This window comes from Burkholderia sp. BCC1996, assembly GCF_905339955.1.
Classification (GTDB): Bacteria; Pseudomonadota; Gammaproteobacteria; order Burkholderiales; family Burkholderiaceae; genus Burkholderia.
Genome location: NZ_CAJPHM010000017.1, coordinates 175,419 through 195,002, shown reverse-complemented (window position 1 = coordinate 195,002; position 19,584 = coordinate 175,419). Strand labels below are relative to the sequence as shown.

19 protein-coding genes and 1 pseudogene are annotated in these 19,584 nt (G+C 66.4%); 9 read left to right on the top strand and 11 right to left on the bottom strand.

The features are described from left to right. Positions 1-77: 77 nt before the first annotated feature. A pseudogene (locus tag U4Z64_RS24495) lies at positions 78-392 on the top strand (helix-turn-helix domain-containing protein); the annotation flags it as partial. Positions 393-477: 85 nt separating this feature from the next. Here the strand turns inward: U4Z64_RS24495 and U4Z64_RS24490 are convergent. From U4Z64_RS24490 to U4Z64_RS24480, 3 genes are all read right to left on the bottom strand, one after another. Then, positions 478-3,576, bottom strand: a complete 3,099-nt coding sequence (locus tag U4Z64_RS24490; protein ID WP_321821328.1) for an efflux RND transporter permease subunit — start codon at positions 3,574-3,576, stop codon at positions 478-480. After that, complete coding sequence (locus tag U4Z64_RS24485; protein ID WP_321821327.1) at positions 3,573-4,700, bottom strand: efflux RND transporter periplasmic adaptor subunit; 1,128 nt, start codon at positions 4,698-4,700, stop codon at positions 3,573-3,575. The genes U4Z64_RS24490 and U4Z64_RS24485 overlap by 4 nt, the downstream gene beginning before the upstream one ends. A gap of 76 nt (positions 4,701-4,776) precedes the next feature. Next, the gene (locus U4Z64_RS24480; protein ID WP_044843507.1) at positions 4,777-5,394 is read right to left on the bottom strand and encodes a TetR/AcrR family transcriptional regulator; all 618 of its coding nucleotides are present in this window, start codon (positions 5,392-5,394) and stop codon (positions 4,777-4,779) included. Between the two features lie 98 nt (positions 5,395-5,492). Here U4Z64_RS24480 and U4Z64_RS24475 point away from each other — a divergent pair, with 98 nt between their 5' ends. Next, positions 5,493-6,959 (top strand): efflux transporter outer membrane subunit, encoded by a 1,467-nt coding sequence (locus U4Z64_RS24475; protein ID WP_321821326.1) that lies wholly within the window; start codon positions 5,493-5,495, stop codon positions 6,957-6,959. Between the two features lie 850 nt (positions 6,960-7,809). Beyond that, positions 7,810-8,517, top strand: a complete 708-nt coding sequence (locus U4Z64_RS24470) for an SDR family NAD(P)-dependent oxidoreductase (protein WP_321821325.1) — start codon at positions 7,810-7,812, stop codon at positions 8,515-8,517. 124 nt (positions 8,518-8,641) lie between these two features. On the opposite strand, the gene U4Z64_RS24465 is transcribed toward U4Z64_RS24470, so the two are convergent. After that, positions 8,642-9,574: a LysR family transcriptional regulator gene (locus U4Z64_RS24465; RefSeq protein ID WP_044843509.1), complete on the bottom strand. Its 933-nt coding sequence runs from the start codon at positions 9,572-9,574 to the stop codon at positions 8,642-8,644. Positions 9,575-9,913: 339 nt separating this feature from the next. Between U4Z64_RS24465 and U4Z64_RS24460 the strand changes: the two genes are divergently transcribed. The 6 genes from U4Z64_RS24460 to U4Z64_RS24435 all read left to right on the top strand — a co-directional run bounded on the left by U4Z64_RS24460 (position 9,914) and on the right by U4Z64_RS24435 (position 13,164). After that, positions 9,914-10,378, top strand: coding sequence for a RidA family protein (locus tag U4Z64_RS24460; RefSeq protein WP_321799521.1), 465 nt, complete (start codon positions 9,914-9,916; stop codon positions 10,376-10,378). 271 nt (positions 10,379-10,649) lie between these two features. Next, on the top strand, positions 10,650-11,069 hold the full coding sequence (locus tag U4Z64_RS24455; RefSeq protein WP_124485459.1) for an organic hydroperoxide resistance protein: 420 nt from the start codon (positions 10,650-10,652) through the stop codon (positions 11,067-11,069). Positions 11,070-11,135: 66 nt separating this feature from the next. Beyond that, a complete protein-coding gene (locus U4Z64_RS24450) occupies positions 11,136-11,462 on the top strand; it encodes a DUF4148 domain-containing protein (protein WP_321821324.1) in 327 nt (108 codons plus the stop codon). 90 nt (positions 11,463-11,552) lie between these two features. Beyond that, positions 11,553-11,879: a DUF4148 domain-containing protein gene (locus tag U4Z64_RS24445; RefSeq protein ID WP_321821323.1), complete on the top strand. Its 327-nt coding sequence runs from the start codon at positions 11,553-11,555 to the stop codon at positions 11,877-11,879. 72 nt (positions 11,880-11,951) lie between these two features. Beyond that, the gene (locus tag U4Z64_RS24440; RefSeq protein WP_321821322.1) at positions 11,952-12,281 is read left to right on the top strand and encodes a DUF4148 domain-containing protein; all 330 of its coding nucleotides are present in this window, start codon (positions 11,952-11,954) and stop codon (positions 12,279-12,281) included. A gap of 139 nt (positions 12,282-12,420) precedes the next feature. Then, on the top strand, positions 12,421-13,164 hold the full coding sequence (locus U4Z64_RS24435; protein WP_321821333.1) for a GNAT family N-acetyltransferase: 744 nt from the start codon (positions 12,421-12,423) through the stop codon (positions 13,162-13,164). Between the two features lie 124 nt (positions 13,165-13,288). Here U4Z64_RS24435 and U4Z64_RS24430 read toward each other — a convergent pair whose 3' ends face one another. From U4Z64_RS24430 to U4Z64_RS24400, 7 genes are all read right to left on the bottom strand, one after another. Further along, positions 13,289-13,744, bottom strand: coding sequence for a MarR family winged helix-turn-helix transcriptional regulator (locus U4Z64_RS24430; protein WP_044843621.1), 456 nt, complete (start codon positions 13,742-13,744; stop codon positions 13,289-13,291). 126 nt (positions 13,745-13,870) lie between these two features. Beyond that, a complete protein-coding gene (locus tag U4Z64_RS24425; RefSeq protein WP_185500367.1) occupies positions 13,871-14,014 on the bottom strand; it encodes a hypothetical protein in 144 nt (47 codons plus the stop codon). Next, positions 14,011-14,382 carry a GFA family protein gene (locus U4Z64_RS24420; protein WP_044843515.1) on the bottom strand — a complete coding sequence of 124 codons (372 nt, stop codon included), beginning with the start codon at positions 14,380-14,382 and terminating at the stop codon, positions 14,011-14,013. The genes U4Z64_RS24425 and U4Z64_RS24420 overlap by 4 nt, the downstream gene beginning before the upstream one ends. A 180-nt stretch (positions 14,383-14,562) precedes the next feature. Then, positions 14,563-15,663: a nitronate monooxygenase gene (locus U4Z64_RS24415; protein ID WP_321821321.1), complete on the bottom strand. Its 1,101-nt coding sequence runs from the start codon at positions 15,661-15,663 to the stop codon at positions 14,563-14,565. A gap of 275 nt (positions 15,664-15,938) precedes the next feature. After that, a complete protein-coding gene (locus tag U4Z64_RS24410) occupies positions 15,939-17,198 on the bottom strand; it encodes an MFS transporter (protein WP_321821320.1) in 1,260 nt (419 codons plus the stop codon). After that, positions 17,195-18,397, bottom strand: coding sequence for a YbfB/YjiJ family MFS transporter (locus U4Z64_RS24405; RefSeq protein ID WP_044843622.1), 1,203 nt, complete (start codon positions 18,395-18,397; stop codon positions 17,195-17,197). The genes U4Z64_RS24410 and U4Z64_RS24405 overlap by 4 nt, the downstream gene beginning before the upstream one ends. A 117-nt stretch (positions 18,398-18,514) precedes the next feature. Next, on the bottom strand, positions 18,515-19,441 hold the full coding sequence (locus tag U4Z64_RS24400) for a LysR family transcriptional regulator (protein WP_044843518.1): 927 nt from the start codon (positions 19,439-19,441) through the stop codon (positions 18,515-18,517). Positions 19,442-19,584: the final 143 nt, after the last annotated feature.

Below are 19,584 nucleotides of genomic sequence, written 5' to 3'. Positions count from 1 at the left end.
TTGTAGTAGCTTTTTAGAAATGTCGTGTTTTGACCTCGGTATGCTGGCCGGTTCTTTGCGGGACCACGGAGCCGGCCATGTATCCAGGTGCACTGGTGACACGGAACATGCGAGAACTCGACCGTCTGAAGGTAATCCAGGCCGTGGTGGACATGGGACTCAAGCCCGGACGCGCGGCCGAACGACTGGGCGTGACCGTGCGTCAGCTCCAGCGTCTGGTGGATCGTTACCGTGAGTCTGGCGCCGCCGGACTGGCTTCGCGCAAGCGTGGGCGTCCCGGTAATCGGCGGCTGGACGCTGATCTGGCCGACCGGGCACTGTCGATCATCCGTGATCGCTACGCCGATTTTGGCCCGACGCTGGCCTGCGAGAAGCTCCCCGAATGTCACGGGCGGAGTTGCCTTCCGTCCGGACGCATCGTTGCTGGTTCACATCGACGGCCCCGGGCGAGACCGTCATCGCCCGGAGCGCACCTGCCTACGTCGTCACGCTGGCGCTGGGTTCGAGCGCAGGATTGTTTTCCCCTGCCCCGGGACGGATCTTGAACCAGATCGAGTACATAGCCGGCAGAAACACCAACGTCAGAACCGTTCCGGCGAATGTTCCTCCGATAAGCGTATAAGCCAGCGTGCCCCAAAACACGGAATGGGTAAGCGGAATGAACGCAAGCATCGCGGCGACCGCAGTCAGGATCACGGGCCGCGAGCGCTGCAGCGTGGCCTCCACCACCGCATCGAACGGTGTCATGCCCGCGCGCGCGTTCTCTTCGATCTGGCCGATCAGGATCAGCGTGTTGCGCATCAGGATGCCGGAGAGCGCAATGAGTCCCACCAATGCGTTGATGCCGAATGCCTGATTGAACAGCAGGAGTGTCGGCACCACGCCGATCAATCCCAGCGGACTGGTCGCAAACACCATCATCGTGGCGGAAATCGAGCGCGTCTGAAAAATGATGATGAGCAGCGTCAGCGCGATCATGATCGGGAACAGCGGCGCGAGCGCAGTTGTCGCCTTGTTGGCCTCCTCGATGGAGCCGGCCTCCTCGATCCGGTAGCCGCCCGGCAGCTTCGCGATGATGGGCTGAAGCTGCGCGAGCATCGCGGTCGACACATCGGGCGGTTGCAACCCTTCGGCGATATCGCCGCGCACGGTGATCGTCGGCGTTCGGTCGCGCCGGCGCAGGACCGGATCCTCCATGCGGATGTCGACTTTGCCGACCTGCGAGAGCGGCACCCGCTGCCCTGCGGCGCCGATCAGCGTGAATCCGTCGATCCGTTGCGGGTCGAGCCGGATGTCGCCCGCCGAACGCGCGACAAGCTCCACCGAACGAATGTCCTCGCGCACGTGCGTGACGGGAATGCCGGTCAGCAGGAATTGCAGTTGCTGCGCGACCGAGCTGGACGTCAGTCCGAACGCCCCGAGACGATTTTGATCGAGCGTGAAATGCACGGTGGGAACGCGCGGCCCCCAGTCGGCGTTCACCGTTCGCATCATCGGGCTGGCGTTCATGGTCCGTTCGACCTGTGCGGCGATGGTGCGCAACGTCTGGGCGTCCGGGCCCATGACCCTGAACGCGACGGGGTAAGGCGAGTAAGGGCCGAACACCAGCTGCGTGACGCGAACCTGCGCCCCGGGCACCAACCCTTCGGCGATGACCTTGCGCAGACGGAATTTGAGCGCTTCCCGTTGTCGCTCGTCATTCGTGCGGATCACGATCTTCGAGAAGGACGAATCCGGCAACTCCGGAGACATGGCCAGATAGAAGCGCGGAGCGCCCTGCCCGATGTACGAGGTCACGATCTGCGCTTCCGGCTGCTTCGCGAGCCATGCCTCGACTTTTTCCGTTGCCGACGCGGTCTGCTCGATCGAAGTCCCATAGGGCATCTGCACTTCGACGAGCACTTCCGGGCGATCGGAGGTCGGGAAGAATTGCTTCTTCACGAGCCCCATGCCCATCACGGCGACCACGAACGATGCCACCACGATCCCGGCGACCATCCACTTGCGCGCGACCACGCGCCCGAGGAAGCGGCGAAAGCGCCGGTAGTTCGGCGTGTTGTAGATCGCCTCGTGGCCGCCTTCGATCACGGCGATGTCGGGTAACAGCTTGACGCCGAGGTACGGTGTGAAGACGACGGCCACGATCCACGAGGTGACCAGCGCGATGCCGACGATCCAGAACATGTTGCTGGTGTATTCGCCGGCCGTCGAGCGCGCAAAGCCATTCGGCATGAAGCCGACAGCCGTGACCAGCGTGCCCGACAGCATCGGTGCGGCCGTGTGGCTCCACGCGTAAGCTGATGCCTGGACGCGGCTATAGCCCTCCTCCATTTTCACGACCATCATTTCGATGGCGATGATCGCGTCGTCGACGAGCAGGCCGAGCGCGAGAATCAGCGAACCGAGCGTGATGCGGTCGAAGCTCTTGCCCGTTGCGGCCATGACGACGAAGACGCCCGCGAGTGTCAGCGGCACCGCCGCCGACACGACGATGCCGACACGCCATCCCATGCTCGCGAAGCTCACGACCATCACCACGAGCAGCGCGACAAAGAACTTCACCATGAATTCGTCGATGGCCGAATGGATGTTGACGGCCTGGTCGGTCACCTTCGTGAGGCTCACGCCCAGCGGCAGCCCGGCATTGATCGATGCGACTTCCGTGTCGAGCGCCTTGCCGAGATTGAGCCCGTTCCAGCCGTCCCGCATCACGACGCCGAGGAGCAACGCCGGTTCGCCTTTGTTGCGAATCTGGAACGTGGCCGGGTCTTCGTAACCGCGTTCGACGGTCGCCACATCGGAGAGCTTCAGTGTGCGGCCCTGAACGACGATCGGCGTATCACGGATGGTCTGCAGCTTGTCGAAGGCGCCTTCGACACGAATGAAGACCTGCGCGCCCGCCGTATCGATCGACCCAGCCGGCGTGAGAACGTTCTGGTTGTTCAGCGCGGCAAAGGTCTCCTGCGGCGTCACGCCGAGCGTCGCGAGCCGGTCGTGCGAAAACGACACGTAGATCCGTTCCGCCTGCTCGCCGATGATGTTCACCTTCTTGACGCCCGGTACATGAAGAAGCCGCTGGCGCAATCCCTCGGCGTCGCGCACCAGCAATCGTTGCGGCTCGCCTTTCGCCTTGAGCGCGAACAGCGCGAACGTTACGTCGGAATACTCATCATTGACGAGCGGGCCGATCACGCCGGGCGGCAGGTTGCCCGCTTCGTCGTGCAGCTTCTTGCGCGCCTGATAGAACTCCTCGGGCACGTCCGCGGGCGGCGTACTGTCGAGCAAGGTCACGGTGGTGAAGGCCAGCCCCGGACGCGTATAGGTCTCGGTCCGGTCGTACCAGCGCAGCTCCTGCATGCGCTTTTCGAGCGGCTCGGCCACCTGGTCCTGCATTTCCTGCGCGGTCGCGCCGGGCCATGCCGTAATGACCGTCATCGACTTGACGGTGAATGGCGGATCTTCGGCCCGCCCCAGTTTCAGGAAGGCAATCACGCCGGCGATCGAAATCAGGATGATCAGAAACAGCGTGACCGAGCGCTCCCGCACCGCAAGAGCCGACAAATTGAAGCCGCTCATTGCGCTGCTCCTTGCGTGGAGACGGATGCCGCGGCCAGCTTGTCGTTGGCGAGACGCACGCGCTCTCCATCGTGCAACAACTGGGCACCGAGCGCGACGACCTGGTCGCCTTCGCGAAGATCGCCAGTCACCGTCGCACTGTCGTCGCTCAATGCGGTGACACGAACCTTGTGCCAGGTCACACGCGATTGAGATCGATCGACGGTCCAGACGCCGGTGCCGGTTCCCGTGCCCGGATCGAACAAGGCGCCGACCGGTACCACCATGCCGGCCTGTGTCTGGCCGGCATTGCCGGCGAGATCGATGGTCACGGTCGCGCCGAGCGGTGCATTCGAGAGCGCGCCCTCGAGGACGTATCTGGCCTCGTAGGTCCGTGTCAGCCGATCGGCAGAATCGGAGAGCTGGCGCAGGACGGCGGGAACGGGCTTCTGGTCCGCGCCGTAAAGCGTCGCCGCGGCAATCGAGCCGGACGCGGGACGCAGCGTCTCGGGAAGCTGGACGACGGCCTCGCGGGGGCCGGCATGCGCGAGCCGCACGACGATTTGTCCCGGCCCGACGACCTGGCCCGGCTCCGCCAGCGTCTCGACCACCACGCCGTCGGCGTCCGCCATGACGACGGCGTATCCGGAAGCATTGTTGGCGAGCACGGCCTGCGCCTGCGCTGCGACGAGCTGGGCCCTGGCGGAATCGGCCGCCGCCTTGAGCTGGTCGTAGGTCGATGCCGACACCGCGCCAGCCCCGACGAGATCCCGATACCGCGCCTCGTCGGCAGCCGTCTGCGTCGCGCGCGCCTGCGCCGCGTCCACGAGTTTCTGCTGCGCACGGGCCTGCAGCCCCAGATCGATCGGATCGATGCGCATCAGGGGCTGGCCGCGCGTGACCGTTTGGCCTGCGTCGACCAGCCGCTCGATGACTTTACCCTGAACGCGGAAACCGAGATCGCTCTGAACGCGGGCGCCCACGACACCCGAAAACGACCGGCTCGTACGCGCCGCGCCGTGAACGGCGCTTGTACGCACAAGTGGCGCCTCGGTACGCGGATCAGCAGCCGGATGCTCGCCGCATGCTGCGAGCGCAAGCGAAGCCAGGCCCAATGTGTAGACAAGACGATGGCGCCGGAACATGAGATCCCCTCTCGCAAAGAACAGGAGACCTCATTCTGATACCAGTGACCAAATCAGTCAATAGTCACAACAAGATTCATGGAGCGAGACTTCTGAGGACGAGGTTCGCGAGTTGGGCCGTCGCCTCTTCCGCACCATCGAGGTTGTACTGGAGCATCAACGGATTGAAGTAAGGTTTCATCACCAGAAAGATCGCATTCACCGCTTCGTCTGGCGGCGTCTTGCGTTCGAATTCGCCGGTTTCGCGTCCGAGTCGCAGGATATCGGCGATGAGTTGCCGGATCTGGTCCTCGTAGCCTTTGACGGAGGGCCAGGGCGATGCGGCCGCCTCGGCGGCGATATCGTAGAGCTTGCGATCCTGGAAGAAAAGCTGGCTTCCAGACGCAAGCAAGGTCTTGAACATACGGCGAAATTTCTCGGTTGCACCGTGCGCGCCGTCGACATTTTCGCTGACTGCGGCCACGATCGCGGCGAGCCGATTGGCGCAGATGACCTGACCGATCGCCTGTTTGGAGTCGAAAAACTTGTAAATATAGGCTTTTGAAAACCCGATTTCCTTCGCGAGGTCGGAGACCGTGGTTTTTTCGTAGCCGTAGCGGCTGAAGTATTCCGTTGCGGCGTCGACGATCTGGGCGCGAACTTCGTGGTCCGAGGGGCCACGGGACGAAGAGGTGGAGGGAGTCGGTTTGTTCATGCGTCAAGCTTAGTCCGACGATCGTCAGTTGACAACGTGTGACCATATTGTATATTGGTCACTATATTTCCTCTCCCGTTGTCGCTCCCGAGATGATCATGCCCTTGCGCCGTCCACTTGTTCTCCTGACTAGCGTCGCCGCCCTTTCGGCGTGCGCCGTGGGTCCCGACTACCACCGCCCGGATGCGCCGCTGGCGCAGCACTACATGACCCAGCCGCCCGCCCGCGCGGCAAAGGCGCCGGTTGCCGACCTGTCCGCATGGTGGAAAAGCTTCAACGACCCGCTGCTCGCGCATTACGTTTCGCTGGCGCTGGCCGAGAACCTGGACCTGGCCCAGGCCGTCGCGCAAATCACTCAGGCGCGCGCGCGCCTCGGCACTGCCAACGCGGCGCTCCTGCCGTCGGCCTCGGTTTCCGCGTCGGCGGCACGAGCCTATCAGTCTGTCGATACGCCGTTGGGGCGATTGCTCAACGCCACGCCGGGGTACGAGCGCTGGGGCACCGCGTACGAAACCAACCTGGAGGCCGGTTGGGAGATCGACATTTTTGGCGGTCTGCGCCGTCAGCGTGAAGCCGCGCTCGCCGATTACTCGGCAACGCAGGCGGCGGCAGTTGCCACCCGGCTTGCCGTCGCGGCCCAGACTGCCGATATCTACGTCACGATCCGAGGCCTCCAGGCCCGTCTGGATATCGCGACCCGGCAGGTGCAGACGCAGCAGGCGCTTCTCGCAGACGTGAAACTCCTGTATTCGAAGGGCGCGGCAGCCGACTATCAGGTTCAGCAGGCGCAAGGTGCGCTCGACCAGGTGCAGGCCAGCGTGCCCGTCCTCCTCGCGGCGCTCGATGCGGCGTCGAACGCCCTCGACGTGATGCTCGGTACACCTCCTGGCACGCACCGGGCAGAGCTGGGCTCGCCTTCCCCGATCCCCGTCGCGCCGGCGCTCGCGGAAATGGGCACGCCAGCCGATCTGCTGCAAAGACGTCCCGATCTGATCGCCGCCGAACGTCACCTCGCCGCCGCCAATGCGCGCATCGGCGCTGCGATCGGCGAGTACTACCCGACGGTCTCGCTGAACGCCTTCCTCGGCAGCGCGGCCTCGGCCGCCGCCGGTACGTTGTTCTCGGGCGGCGCCAACCAGGCGGCCGGCCTCGTCGGGCTGCGCTGGCGACTGTTCGATTTCGCGCGCATCGGTGCCGATGTCGACGCGGCGAAAGGCGCCGACGCGCAAGCGCTCGCAGCCTATCGGCAGGCCGTGCTCCGCGCCTCCGAGGACGTCGAAAACTCGCTCTCGTCATTGGTGAATCGAGAGGCGCAGGCTGCCACGCTGTCGCATGCCGAGTCGTCGTTTTCCCGCGCCAAGGATTCCTCGATGACCGCGTACCGCAGCGGTGCAGCGAGTTTCATCGACGTATTGCACGCCAACGAGACCCTGCTCCAGGCCGCCGACGCGCGTGCACAGGCACAGACGGAATCCGCTCGTGCAGCGATCTCGACGTTCAAGGCGCTCGGCGGCGGCTGGGACCCGGCATCGCACGATGCGCAGAGGACGCTGAGCTCACGCTGACGCCGCCGCCCTGCACTGGCGCGCGCAATGGAGCCTGCGCACGTTCCTGGTTCGCGCAATAGCGGACCACGGGCGACTCGATTGCCCGGGGGATTCGGTCTTTCGTCCAAAGCGCACGCGGAATGCGATGTGCAGCAACTCGATGGCGATGATCAAGGCGTCGTCCATCGATCTGCCGCGGTATCGGGGCGGTCAGAGATCGGCCAGGTTGGTCGCGGAACCCAAGCCCTCGACGCCAGACCGGCTCGGAGATCGGCACGCAGATGCGCTCCCCGATCTCGAACCGCACCTCGCCCGACTGTTCTCCGAGGCTTGAGTCGGCGGCCGACGTAAGCGAGAAAACGGAGACGTACGGACCGTTGCCGTGATTGCAGTTCGATTCGATGCGCCAGCAGATGAGCAAGCCTGAGCGCGGAAGGCACAGGAAGCGTATGCAGGTCAGGTCAGACGCGTTTTCGTACTCGCCGGTTTCGATTCATATCGATGCTATTGTGATAAGAAAAGTTATCCGGATAGATTCGATAAACCCTCGAAGTACCCGACGTGTCCGAGTACACCATCGCGCGGCATTGACAGCACTTCCTCGCACGAATCCCGGATTTCACGGCGATTCGACGCGCGGTGTCGCCCCCGATTGCTGCTTCGTTCGCAGCCGCGTCGATTCCCCTTCCGCCGCAACGATCGCCGTCGCGGCCGCCCCGTTCTTTCCCGCATTTGTTCCCGCGACGCAAGACTGTTGGTCCACGGTGGGTGTTCGAACTCCGGCGCGACGCGCCTAAAGTCTGGTCCATCGGATTCATCGATCCGGTCGGCACCAACGCCGAAAACCAGTCACCTGTCGAGGCATATCATGAGCACATCCAAAGTCATCATCGTCACCGGCGCATCGCAAGGCATCGGCGCAGAGACGGTCAACGCATTCCGCGCCCACGGTCATCGGGTGGTCGCGACGTCCCGTTCGATCGGCGCGTCGGACGATCCCGATCTGGTCACTGTCGCGGGCGACATCGGCGACGCGGCCGTCGCACGGCGCGTGGTCGACACCGCACTCGAGCGCTTCGGCCGGGTCGACACGCTCGTCAACAACGCCGGCGTGTTCATCGCGAAGCCGTTCACGCAATACACCGCGGACGACTATGCGGCCATCACCCGCGTGAACCTGGACGGTTTCTTCCACGTCACGCAGCGCGCGATCGCGGCGATGCAACGCACCGGCGGCGGACACGTGGTCAGCATCACGACGAGCCTCGTCGACCACGCGAACAGCAACGTGCCGTCGGTGCTCGCGTCGCTGACGAAAGGCGGGCTCAATGCGGCGACGAAGTCGCTCGCAATCGAGTACGCGAAGGCCGGCATCCGCGTGAACGCCGTGTCCCCCGGCATCATCAAGTCGCCGATGCATGCGCCCGACACGCACGCGACGCTCGCCTCGCTGCATCCGGTCGGCCGGATGGGCGAGATGAGCGACATCGTCGGCGCGATCCTGTATCTCGATTCGGCGCCGTTCGTTACCGGCGAGATCCTGCACGTGGATGGCGGCCAGAGCGCCGGGCATTGAGTGGCGACGATGGGAGACTGCGCCGGGGCAAAGGGGGCAAATGGTGAGCGGCGGTCCGGCAACGGCGCAGCCGCGCCATTCGCGCCCCGCTCTGCCCCGTTGCCGGCATTCTCCCCGGACGCGCCTAGCGTGCCCGCTTGCCGGGCGCCTGTTGCAGATGTTCGACGAGAAAGTCGACGAACACGCGCACGCGCGAAGACAGATAGCGCGCGTGGGGATAGAGCAGCATGAACGGCCGCGACCGGCCGCCCTGGCCGGACAGCACCTCCGTGAGCGTGCCCTCGCGCAGATCCCGGTCGACGATGAAGCGATAGGTCTGGAACAGGCCCGCACCGCTGCGCGCGAGCGTGACGCCGGCGAGGACGTCGCCCGACGTGCCGTAGCCGCCGGTCGTCGCGACGTCGATTTCCGCCGAGCCGTCGTTGAACAACCACGGAACCGGCCGGCCGCTGCTCGGGAGCTCGAACTGGATGCATTCGTGCGCGTGCAGATCGTCGACGGCGCGCGGCACGCCGGCGCGTTTCAGGTAGCCGGGCGTCGCGACGACAACGAGTTCCGCATCCTCCAGCTTGCGCGCGACCAGGCTCGAATCCGCCGGCGCGCGGCCGCGGATCGCAAGATCGAAACCCTCCTCGGCGAAGTCGATGTTGCGGTTGCTCAGATGCGTTTCGACGCGCACGTCCGGATATCGCTCGCGAAACGCAGGTAACAGCGGCAACACGCGATAGTGTCCGTACGGCGTCGGCATGCTGATGCGCAGCACGCCGGCCGGCGTGGCCTGCTGGCCCGTCGCTTCGCGCTCGGCGTCGACGAGCTGCGACAGTGCATCACGGCATTGCTCGAAATAGCGCCGGCCGGAATCGGTCAGGCGGATCTGCCGTGTCGTCCGCACGAACAGGCGTACGCCGAGACGCTCCTCGAGGCGCGCGACCGAGCGGCTGACCGCGGCCGGCGTGACGCTCGCAGCCGTCGCCGCGAGCGTGAAGCTGCCGAGTTCCGCGGCCAGGCAGAACAGCTCGATGCTGCCGAGCAGCAGGTCGTCGAATTTTCTCTGCATGGGGCGCTCCTGCTGCTTCGTGCGTGGCGTGGCCGGCAACGCGAACATAGGCATCACGGAATCGCGCTCGCGGCGAGTCGGCGCGAGCCGTTTCTTCGCGTGACGCTGAAGCAGCGAGTGTGCATGAATCCCGGCCGGGAAACCAGCGTACCGATGACCGTCGCCGACACCTGTTCGCGCCGTGTTGCGCCGCGCGCGATTCGTTACATCGCGTGTCGATTCAATTGCGCGAACGATATTTGCCGGCTTCGATCGCCTCAATAGAGTGACTGCCAGAGACCCGTGCGAGTGAATCTTCCGAGCCTGGGCGCCTCTCAATTTTCCCCGAAGGAGCAAGCGATGACGATCGAACAGAAGCTGGCCGAACTCGGCCTCACGTTACCCGAACCGCCGCAACCGCTCGGCAGCTACACGGCCGTCAGCGAAGCCGGCAACCTGTTGTTCATCTCCGGACAACTGCCGCTCGTCGACGGCAAGGTTGCCTATACAGGCCGCGTCGGCGAACGGCTGAGCGTCGACGACGGGCGGCATGCGGCGCAACTCGCGGCGCTGAACGTGCTTGCGCAGATCCGCAAGCACCTCGGCGGGTTCGACCGCCTGCATCACATCGTGCGTGTCGAGGGGCACGTTGCGTCGGCGGACGGCTTTTTCGGCCAGCCAGCCGTGATCGACGGCGCATCCGACCTGTTCGCCGCCGTGCTGGGCGACAAGGCCGGACATGCGCGCTCGGCGTTTTCCCAGCGCCAGTTGCCGGCCGACGCAGCCGTGATTCTGGTCGTGATCGCCGAAATCCGGCCGGCGTAGGCGCGTTGCCGTCGCGCGGGCAGTCGCCGTTTCGACGGCGGCTGCCCTGCCGGTGACTGGAATTCCGTGGGACGCGATCTTTTCGATATAAGGGATGGAACACCGCACATCCTTGCCTGGCAAGGCCGTACACGATCCAGATACATTGAAATACAAAATATCGTATGCGATTTAATCGAATCCGCTTGACGAGGTTCGGCGTCTCGACCAAACTGCATCGCATGCGATCGAATCGCATTAGATAGAACCTTCCAACCTGACGGAGTGAACGATGAGCAAGATCGAAAAAGTGCTGTACACGGGCAAGACGCATACGACTTCCGGCGGCCGCGACGGCGCGGCGCGCAGTTCCGACGGTCGCCTCGACATCCAGCTGTCGTCGCCGGGCACCGCCGGAACCGGCACGAATCCGGAACAACTGTTCGCGGCCGGCTGGTCGGCCTGCTTCATCGGCGCGATGCAGCTCGCGGCACGTGCGGCGAAGGTCACGCTGCCGGCCGATCTCGCGGTCGATGCGGAAGTGGACCTGGGCATGGGCGGCAACGCGTACTTCCTGCAGGCCCGCCTGAACGTGAGCGCGCCGGGGCTCGATCGTGACGTCGTGCAGCACATCGTCGACACCGCGCATCAGACCTGCCCGTACTCGAAAGCGACGCGCGGCAACATCGACGTCGAGATCCGCATCGTCTGAACGTTGAATCGGGCGGCCAGGCGCCGCCCTCCCGAATCTCCTGCCATTTTCTTGTCGAGGTAAATGATGAAGACCCAACTGATCGCCGCCCTGCTCGTCGCCGTGTCCGCTGCCGTTGCCGCGCCGGCCTTCGCCAGTGACGCCGTCGTGACGCGTGCGCAAGTGCGCGCCGAACTCGTGCAGCTCGAACGGACCGGCTACCCGCTGAACCGCGCCAGCGACGCGACCTACCCGGACAACCTGCAGGCCGCGCTGACGCAGATCCACGCGGACGACGCGGTGGCCAACGCACCGTCGAACGCGGGCTACGGCGTCGACGCAGTCGCGTCGACGCAGTCGGGCCGACGCGTGGTCGTGCAGATGGCCGAGCGTTCGATTTATTTCGGTCGTTGAGCGCGATCCGCGATTCCGGACGAATCGCGCCGACATGCCGCACACGCCTGAACGCCCCGTTTCTTTCCATTGAATCTGTCGAGGTAAATGATGAAAACCCAAGTGATCGCCGCCCTTCTCGTTGCCGTATCCGCCGCCGTTGCCGCACCCGCCTTTGCCAATGAAGCCGTCGTGACGCGTGCGCAAGTGCGTGCCGAGCTCGCCCAGCTGCAGCAAGCCGGCTATGTGCCGGGCCGCGCGAACGATCCGCACTATCCGGACGACCTGCAGGCCGCGCTGACGCGTATTCATGCGAACGACACCGCCGCAGCCGATACGGCGACGTCCGGTTACGGCAGCGACGCGGCAGCCGGCACGCATTCGGGCAGCCGTCCCGTCACGCGTGTCGCCGAGCGCTCGATCTACTTCGGCCATTGAATGAAACCGCGATCGGCGCCGGTTGCCGGCGTGCGACGCTCACACTCCGATCACTCTTTTCTGTCGAGGTAAATGATGAAGACCCAACTGATTGCTGCCCTGCTCGTCGCCGTGTCGGCTTCCGCTGCCGCACCGACATTCGCGACCGAAAGCACCGTCACGCGTGCGCAGGTGCGGGCAGAGCTGGCCGCGCTCCAGAAGGCCGGCTATCTGCCGAATCGCCCGAACGATCCGAACTATCCGGAGAATCTGCAGGCCGCGCTGAAGCGGGTCCGTGACAACGCTGCGACAGCGGCCGATACCGAGGCATCCGGTTACGGCAGCGACGCCGACGGCGCGACGCAAGCCGGCAGCCGGAGCGCAATTCGCACGGCGGCGCGCTCGATCCACTTCGGTCATTGAGCACCGCGCCGAAGTCGACGACGTCATCCATCAAATAAAGCGCATGCGATGTAATCGCATGCGCTTTTGTACGTCTGAGACCTGAGTGGACGATCGCGTCTATGCTGTGCGACGAACGACTTCAATCAGGGAGCACGCGATGCGGCAAGCAACGACGGGGAACGAAGGAAGCGGAGCTCATCCGCTCGACAACGCCGTGTGGCATGCGCTCGCCGGCGAGCAGCAGCGTTTTGCGCTCGGCGACGAGCGCGCGCGGCGGTTTCCTCCCGAACTCGCGCCGTTTGCCGGCCTGGCCGACCGCAGCCCCGCCGCTTTCGACGCGTTGCGCGCATTGATCGACACGCACGGGCCCGCGGCACTGGTCACGCCTGACGAGATCCCGACGCCGGCCCGATGTTCCGTGGTCCGGCGCGCGGTGCTGCATCAGATGATCTGGCAGGGAACGCCTGACGATGCGCAGCCGCTGGAGCATGTCCGGCTGACCGAAGTCGACGTACCGGCCATGCTCGAGCTGATCGCGGCGACGGAGCCGGGTCCGTTCGGCCCGCGCACGATCGAATTCGGTGGCTATCTCGGTGTACGGAGAGAAGGACGGCTCGTGGCGATGGCCGGTCAGCGACTGACTGCCGGCGGCCATACGGAGATCAGCGCCGTGTGCGTGGATCCCGCCTTTCGCGGCCAGGGCCTCGCGGCCGGACTGATCCGCGCATTGATCGCGCGGATTCGTGCGCGGGCGGAAACGCCGTTTCTGCATGTGCTGTCGTCGAATCGCGTCGCAATCGAGCGCTATCTGGCGCTCGGTTTCACGATCCGTCGCGACATGCAATTGCTGGTGTTGGGGCGTGAGGATACCGGGACGGGCCAGCCCGAGCGTCAACCGTAAGCAACCGAGCGCAGCATTGCAAAAGTCGGTCCGGACGGCCGGAAAAGCATGGAAATCGTGGAGGAAGCAGGCTGCAATCGTATCGCCGGCTCGACATCGAGCCGGCGGCCACGCTATTCGTGGTTTACTCGTCGATCGAATCGATCAGGTTGCCGCGCAGCGTGACGATCGCCTTCTGCATCTTCGCGAATTCGTCGGGTTTGAGCCCGGTGGCTTCGACGAGATTCATGTCGAGCCCCTTCTCGCGCACGCGGCGACCGCTTTTCGTCAGGCTCACGACCACCTGGCGCTCGTCCGACGGATCGCGGTGCCGTTCCAGATAACCCATCGCCTCGAGCTTCTTCAGGATCGGCGTCAGCGTGTTCGATTCGAGGAACAGCTTTTCGCCGAGCTGCCCGACCGTCTGGTCGCCCTCCTCCCACAGCGCAATGATCGTGATGTATTGCGTGTACGTGAGGCCGAGCTCCTCGAGGATCGGCTTGTAGGCCTTGCCGAACGCGAGGTTCGTCGAGTAGATCGCAAAGCACAGGAACTCGGAAAGCTTCGGCGTGGCGGGCGATTGGGTTTCGGTCGGTTTCATGAGCATCCTCCATCGACACGGGAGCGTGTCGCAGATGAATGCATTATATATCGCATGCGATCTTATCGGAAGCTTGATTATCGTTTCCGATCGACAGCACGCGACGCGAGCGATGCCCGCTCACGCTCAGGCTCGATCGCCGTCGTTCCGGCCCCGGCGCTCGCCGTGCCGTTGCCGGCTGATCGACAGCAGCGAACACTGCACCGGATGCGCGATTTCGGTCGCGAGGCCGCCCGCGGCGAACAGCAGGATCGTCAGCCAGCGTTTCATGCATCCTCCACGACGGACAGGCTCGCGCCGTCGGCGACGGTCGCATCGAGCGCATACGGATCGACGCCTTCGAGGCAGCCGAGATTGACGCGCCAGCACGCGGGATCCTTGCGCGTCTGATGAAACGGGTAGACGCCGCACCGGCTGCAGAAAAAGTGACGGGCCGTGCGCGTGTTGAAACGGTAGGTCGTCAGCGCGTCCTCGCCTGCGACGATCTTCAGGTCGGCGGCGGGGAACATCGGGCTCATCAGCGCGCCGCGACGGCGGCAAAGGCTGCAGTTGCAGCGAACGGCCGGCGCAAGCGCGGTCCGGACCTGGAATTTCACGGCGCCGCAATGGCAGGATCCGTTGAACCATGTAGCAGACATGTCGTGCTCCTCGAGAGGTGATGTCTGCTTTATAACGAACCCGTGCGGACGCGTCGTATCGCTCTGTATCCGCGCGGTGCGCAGACACAGAGCATTGCAATTTTGTCGCGAACGGTGCGGATTTCAGCGCCTTCCGGCACGTCCGCCGCGCGCCGCGTGATCCGGCACTCAGTCCGGCAGTCAGTCCAGCGCGTGCTGCAGCCGCGCGATGGCCGCCCGCGTCTCGCGCTCGAGCGTCGCGAACAGTTCAGCCGCCGGCAGCGATCGCACGAGCGGCGCCGCCTGCCCTGCCCACTGCGCGCCGTAGCCGAACTCGCCTTTCGCCTTCGCGGCCGCATGCAGCGCCTTGCCGGCGTCGTACGCGATCGGATAGGCGGGCGTCGCCGGTGCGTGCGGATCGTCGCCGAGCGCGGTCAGCCGGTTCGCGATGCCGCGCGCGACACGGCCGGAGATCGCGGTCGTGAAGGTCGTGCGGTGCGCCGCGTCGCCGAGGATCGCGCGGCGATAACCGTCGTCGATCGACGTTTCCGGACACGCGACGAACGCCGTGCCGAGTTGCGCGGCCTGCGCGCCGAGCGCGAGCGCCGCGGCGATGCCGTCGCCGTCCATGATGCCGCCGGCGGCGATCACCGGCAGCGCGCATTCGCGCACGAGCAGTCGCGTCAGCGCGAACGTGCCGAGCCGGTCGTCGTGCGCCGTCGAGTCGAATACGCCGCGATGCCCGCCGGCTTCGATGCCCTGCGCGACGATCGCATCGATGCCGGCCGCGGCGATCTGCCGGGCTTCGTCGGGATGCGTCGCGGACGCGAACAGCGTGATGCCGGCGCGCTTGAGCATCGCGATCGCCTCGTCGGACGGCAACCCGAAATGAAAGCTCACGACCGCCGGTTTTTCCTCGAGCAACATCGCGAGCATCGCATCGTCCGCGACGAAGCTCGTGTAGATCTCCGACAGCGCCGCCGGCGGCGTCGCGCCGTATTCGCGGAACACCGGTGCGAGCCACTCGAGCCACGCGCGTTCGACGGCGGCATCGGCACGCGCCGGCTGATGGCAGAACAGGTTGATGTTGAACGGACGGTCGGTCAGCGCGCGCGTGTCGCGGATCATCGTGCGCGCGCCGTCGGCGTTCGTCGCGCCGACGCCGAGCGAGCCGAGCCCGCCCGCGTTCGACACGGCAGCCGCCAGCGCGGGCGTGCTGACGCCGGCCATCGGCGCCTGGATGATCGGAGTGCGGACGCCGAGCGTGCGCAGCAGCGTCCGGTTGTCGGTCGGTCGATTCATGTCGTTGCCTCCTGCAACGTCCGGGATCGGAAGGCTCGGGCCGGCTGCCGGCCGAAGCGGCGGGGTCGGGTCCGGCGACGTCGCGCATGCGCGGTGCGTCGCATGGAGCCTGTCATGCGAAAGTGGTGTCGGGTGTGGCGGCCCACCAAACGACGACGCGGACGTCGCGCGACACGTGCTTGCGGCGTCGCCTCCGCACGGCGTGCGAACCGGCGTCCCCGCAACTGCGCCCATGCTACGCCAGAGCGCCGCCCGCGGGTCAGCGCGCAGCGCTTCTACCGGCTGCGCACCCGATATGCGAGCGCCGCGCAGGCCGCCAGCAGCGCGGCCGTCACGAAGAACACCGAATGCAGGCCGAGCGTGACGCCGATCTGGCCGCCGATCACCGGGCCGATCACCTGCCCGCCGAACTGCGCGGACTGCAGGTAGCCGAGCATCTGGCCCGTCGCGCGCTCGTCGACCGACTGCCGGACCAGCTTGCCGATCGACGGCAGCAACCCGGCGAGCGTCATCCCCATCAGCACGCGCAGCGCGGCGAGCTGCCACCAGTGCGTGACGAACGCCTGCGGCAGCATCGCGAGCGCGGTCAGCAGCAGGCAGCCGACGATCACGTTCCAGCTGCCGATCCGGTCGGCGAGCGCGCCGAGCCGCGCGGCGGTCAGCATGCTGCCGAGTGCGGAGCCGGCCATCACGACGCCGGCGATGCGCGCCAGATGACTGCCGTCCACGCCGAGCCCGCCGATATAGACCGTGATGATCGGCTCGATCGACATGTTCGCGAGCAGCACCATCATCGCCGTCACGAGCAGCGCGGCGACCGCCACGCGATCGGTGCGCCGGGCCGGGTTCGCCGACGTTGCGAGGGCGTGCCGCGCGTGCGCGTCGGTGGCCGGATCGAAGTCCTCCTTCACGACGACGATCGTCAGCAGCGCGGCGACGGCGATCATCGCGCCACCCGCGAAAAACGTGCCGCGAATGCCGAGCCAGCCCGGCAGCAGGCCGCCGACGAGCGGCCCGACGAGATTGCCCGCGAGCGCGCCGGTCGACAGGATGCCGAGCGCCCAGCCCGCGCGTTCGCGCGGCGCCTGGGTGCCGACCATCACGGTCGACGCGGACGCATAGCCGCCGACGAGCCCGGCGATCAGCCGCAGTGCCACGAGTTCCACCACGTTGTGCGCGACGCCGATCAGCGACATCACGACGGCCATCCCGAGCGCCGCGCGCACGAGCATCGGCTTGCGGCCGAAGCGGTCCGCGAGGCGGCCCCACAGCGGTGCGGTGACGGCCGTGCCGAGGAACGTCGCGCCGAACGCGACACCCGACCACTGGATCACGGCCGACTGCGCGTCGACGCCGAGCTGCCGCACGTACAGCGGCAGGAACGGCAGCAGCATGCTGAGACTCACGAGCGTCGTGAACGACCCGAACACGCACACGGCGAGATTGCGGCGCCAGTAGCGCGCATTGCGTTCGGCGTAGCCGGCGCTCGAGCGGCCGGCGTGTGCGGCGGCCGGTGGGTGGGCGGTCGTGCTCATCGCGCCCTCGCCGAGGAGATCACGTCGACCGCGAGCGCCAGCAACAGCGCGGCGGTGCCGACGCCGAACAGCGCTTCGTAACGGCCGCCGCTCGATGCGAACAGGTACGACAGACCGTAGGCGGCGACCGCCTGCATGATCGCGAAGCTGGTCGTCGCGCTGCGCCATGCGCGCTTCGCGACCGACGGATGATGTGCGAGCAGCTCGTTCACGCGGCCCAGCGCGAGCGGCACGATGCCGGGCGTGAACGCGCCGACGAGCAGGCTCGACACGATCAGCGCGGCCGGGCCCAGGCCGAGCAGCGGCAGCGCGACCGCGACGGCTTCGATCGCGAATGCGATCCGCAGCGCGCGGCCGAAGCCCGCGCGATCGGCCAGATGCCCGCACGCGAGCGGCCCGACGATCGCGCCGAGGCCGTACAGCACCCAGTACTGCGCGCCCGCGTCGACGCCCTTGCCGAGTCCGCGTGCGACGTAGTCGACGAGGAAGATCATGTGCGGGACGAGCCCGACCGCGTTGAGCCCGTATTCGACGTACAGCGCGCGCAGGCTGCCGGCCGGCAGGTTGCGCGCGTGCGCGGCATGCGCCGCGGCGGCTGCGGGCTGTGCGTCGTCGGCCGGCCAGCCGCGCCACGCGACGGCGGTCAGCAGCAGCGACACGATCGCGAGCCCGAGCCACGTGACGGTGAGCCCTTGCCGCAGCAGGATCGGCACGATCGTGCCCGATGCCGCGATGCCGAGCCCGATCCCGGTGAAGATGCCGCCGCTCGCGAAACCGCGCCGCGACGGCGGCACGTGCGTGAGGATCGCCGGCGCCGCGAGCACCATCAGCGCCCCGCCCGACAGGCCGGACGCGAACCGCCACACGAAGAACCACAGGAACGACACGGGCGCCGCGCACGCGACGAATGCGAGCGTCGCGAGCAGCATCATCGCGCGCAGCACGGCGGTCGAGCCGGCGCGGCGCGCGAGCGTGCCGGCGACCAGCGCGCCGGCCAGATAGCCGCCGAGGTTGGCCGCCCCGAGATACGCGGCGGTGGACGCCGGAAACCAGTGCGCACCGATGATCGCCGGCAAGAGCGGCGTGTACGCAAAGCGCGCCAGGCCGATGCCGATCAGGCTCGCACTGGCGCCGGACACCGTGCCGCGCCACACGTTGAACGCGGGGGCGTGCGGCCGGTCGAGAAGCGCTTGTTGCATGGAGACCTCCCATTCGCTGGGCGGATGCACGCGCATCCGCCGGTTGAAGGAAGTCTAGATTGAACCGGGTATCGGGAGAATCCATGCAGCACGGAAGCCATTCTTCCGTAACGCGATTCAATCTCCGTCGGTGATGGCCGCCAGCTGCGCGAAATGCTCGCGCAATCGCGGCGCGGCGAAATCGACGAACGTCCGCACCTTCGGCACCGACAGGCGTCCGTAAGGCGTGACCAGATGAATCGGCAGCGGCGCGTGCTCGCTGTCGCGCAGCACGATGCGCAGCGCGCCGTCCCGCACCGGCTCCGCGACGTGATACGAGAACAGCCGCGTGACGCCGTGACCGGCGAGCGCCGACGCGAGCGCGCCGCGGATCGTGTTGACGATGAAGCGCGGCGCGAACTGGACCACTTGCGGCAGCGCCGACGGCGCGGACGGCGGAAAGCTCCACGAATCGAGCCCGAAGTGCGTCATCGAGATGATCCGGTGCCGGGCGAGATCGGCCGGCGCGGTAATCGGCGGATGGTTCGCAAGGTAGTCCGGCGACGCGACGACGACACGCCGCACCGCGCCGACCGGCATCGCGACGAGCGTCGAATCGCTCAGGTGCGCGATGCGCAGCGCGACATCGATGCCCTCGTCGATCAGGCTGACGGGACGGTCGAGCAGTTGCAGGCGAATCGACACGGCCGGATGGCGGTCGATGAATTCGTCGATGAGCGCACGCAGCACGTCTTCGCCCGCGGCGACCGGTGCGGTGATCGTCAGCAGGCCGCGCGGCGCCGAGCGTTCGTCGGCGATCAGCATGTCGGCTTCCTCGAGATCCGCGAGGATGCGGCGGCACGCTGCCGCATAACGTTCACCGGCTTCGCTCAAACGGATCGTCCGGGTGGTCCGGTACAGCAGCGCGGTGCCCGTGTGTTCCTCGAGAAACGCGAGCGCGCGGCTGACGGCCGCCGGCGAGCGGCCCAGGCGGCGGCTCGCGCCCGCGAGGCTGCCCTCGTCGAGCGTGGCGACGAACACCTTCATCGCATCGATTCGGTCCATGTCGTGTGCGGGGGCGCGTGGGGTCGTGTCGTGGGCGGGAAAAGCCAGCGAGCAGTCTACCGTACGCGTTGCGCAACGCGGGGGCAGCGCGGTCGCGCCGCTTCGTGAAATACTTCGGCCACGCGTCCTTGCGGAACTTCGAG

Bases quoted from the DNA above. Each gene is read 5' to 3' on its own strand.
- U4Z64_RS24490 (WP_321821328.1), bottom strand. From the start codon at position 3,576: ATGAGCGGCTTCAATTTGTCGGCTCTTGCGGTGCGGGAGCGCTCGGTC.
- U4Z64_RS24485 (WP_321821327.1), bottom strand. From the start codon at position 4,700: ATGTTCCGGCGCCATCGTCTTGTCTACACATTGGGCCTGGCTTCGCTT.
- U4Z64_RS24480 (WP_044843507.1), bottom strand. From the start codon at position 5,394: ATGAACAAACCGACTCCCTCCACCTCTTCGTCCCGTGGCCCCTCGGAC.
- U4Z64_RS24475 (WP_321821326.1), top strand. From the start codon at position 5,493: ATGCCCTTGCGCCGTCCACTTGTTCTCCTGACTAGCGTCGCCGCCCTT.
- U4Z64_RS24470 (WP_321821325.1), top strand. From the start codon at position 7,810: ATGAGCACATCCAAAGTCATCATCGTCACCGGCGCATCGCAAGGCATC.
- U4Z64_RS24465 (WP_044843509.1), bottom strand. From the start codon at position 9,574: ATGCAGAGAAAATTCGACGACCTGCTGCTCGGCAGCATCGAGCTGTTC.
- U4Z64_RS24460 (WP_321799521.1), top strand. From the start codon at position 9,914: ATGACGATCGAACAGAAGCTGGCCGAACTCGGCCTCACGTTACCCGAA.
- U4Z64_RS24455 (WP_124485459.1), top strand. From the start codon at position 10,650: ATGAGCAAGATCGAAAAAGTGCTGTACACGGGCAAGACGCATACGACT.
- U4Z64_RS24450 (WP_321821324.1), top strand. From the start codon at position 11,136: ATGAAGACCCAACTGATCGCCGCCCTGCTCGTCGCCGTGTCCGCTGCC.
- U4Z64_RS24445 (WP_321821323.1), top strand. From the start codon at position 11,553: ATGAAAACCCAAGTGATCGCCGCCCTTCTCGTTGCCGTATCCGCCGCC.
- U4Z64_RS24440 (WP_321821322.1), top strand. From the start codon at position 11,952: ATGATGAAGACCCAACTGATTGCTGCCCTGCTCGTCGCCGTGTCGGCT.
- U4Z64_RS24435 (WP_321821333.1), top strand. From the start codon at position 12,421: ATGCGGCAAGCAACGACGGGGAACGAAGGAAGCGGAGCTCATCCGCTC.
- U4Z64_RS24430 (WP_044843621.1), bottom strand. From the start codon at position 13,744: ATGAAACCGACCGAAACCCAATCGCCCGCCACGCCGAAGCTTTCCGAG.
- U4Z64_RS24425 (WP_185500367.1), bottom strand. From the start codon at position 14,014: ATGAAACGCTGGCTGACGATCCTGCTGTTCGCCGCGGGCGGCCTCGCG.
- U4Z64_RS24420 (WP_044843515.1), bottom strand. From the start codon at position 14,382: ATGTCTGCTACATGGTTCAACGGATCCTGCCATTGCGGCGCCGTGAAA.
- U4Z64_RS24415 (WP_321821321.1), bottom strand. From the start codon at position 15,663: ATGAATCGACCGACCGACAACCGGACGCTGCTGCGCACGCTCGGCGTC.
- U4Z64_RS24410 (WP_321821320.1), bottom strand. From the start codon at position 17,198: ATGAGCACGACCGCCCACCCACCGGCCGCCGCACACGCCGGCCGCTCG.
- U4Z64_RS24405 (WP_044843622.1), bottom strand. From the start codon at position 18,397: ATGCAACAAGCGCTTCTCGACCGGCCGCACGCCCCCGCGTTCAACGTG.
- U4Z64_RS24400 (WP_044843518.1), bottom strand. From the start codon at position 19,441: ATGGACCGAATCGATGCGATGAAGGTGTTCGTCGCCACGCTCGACGAG.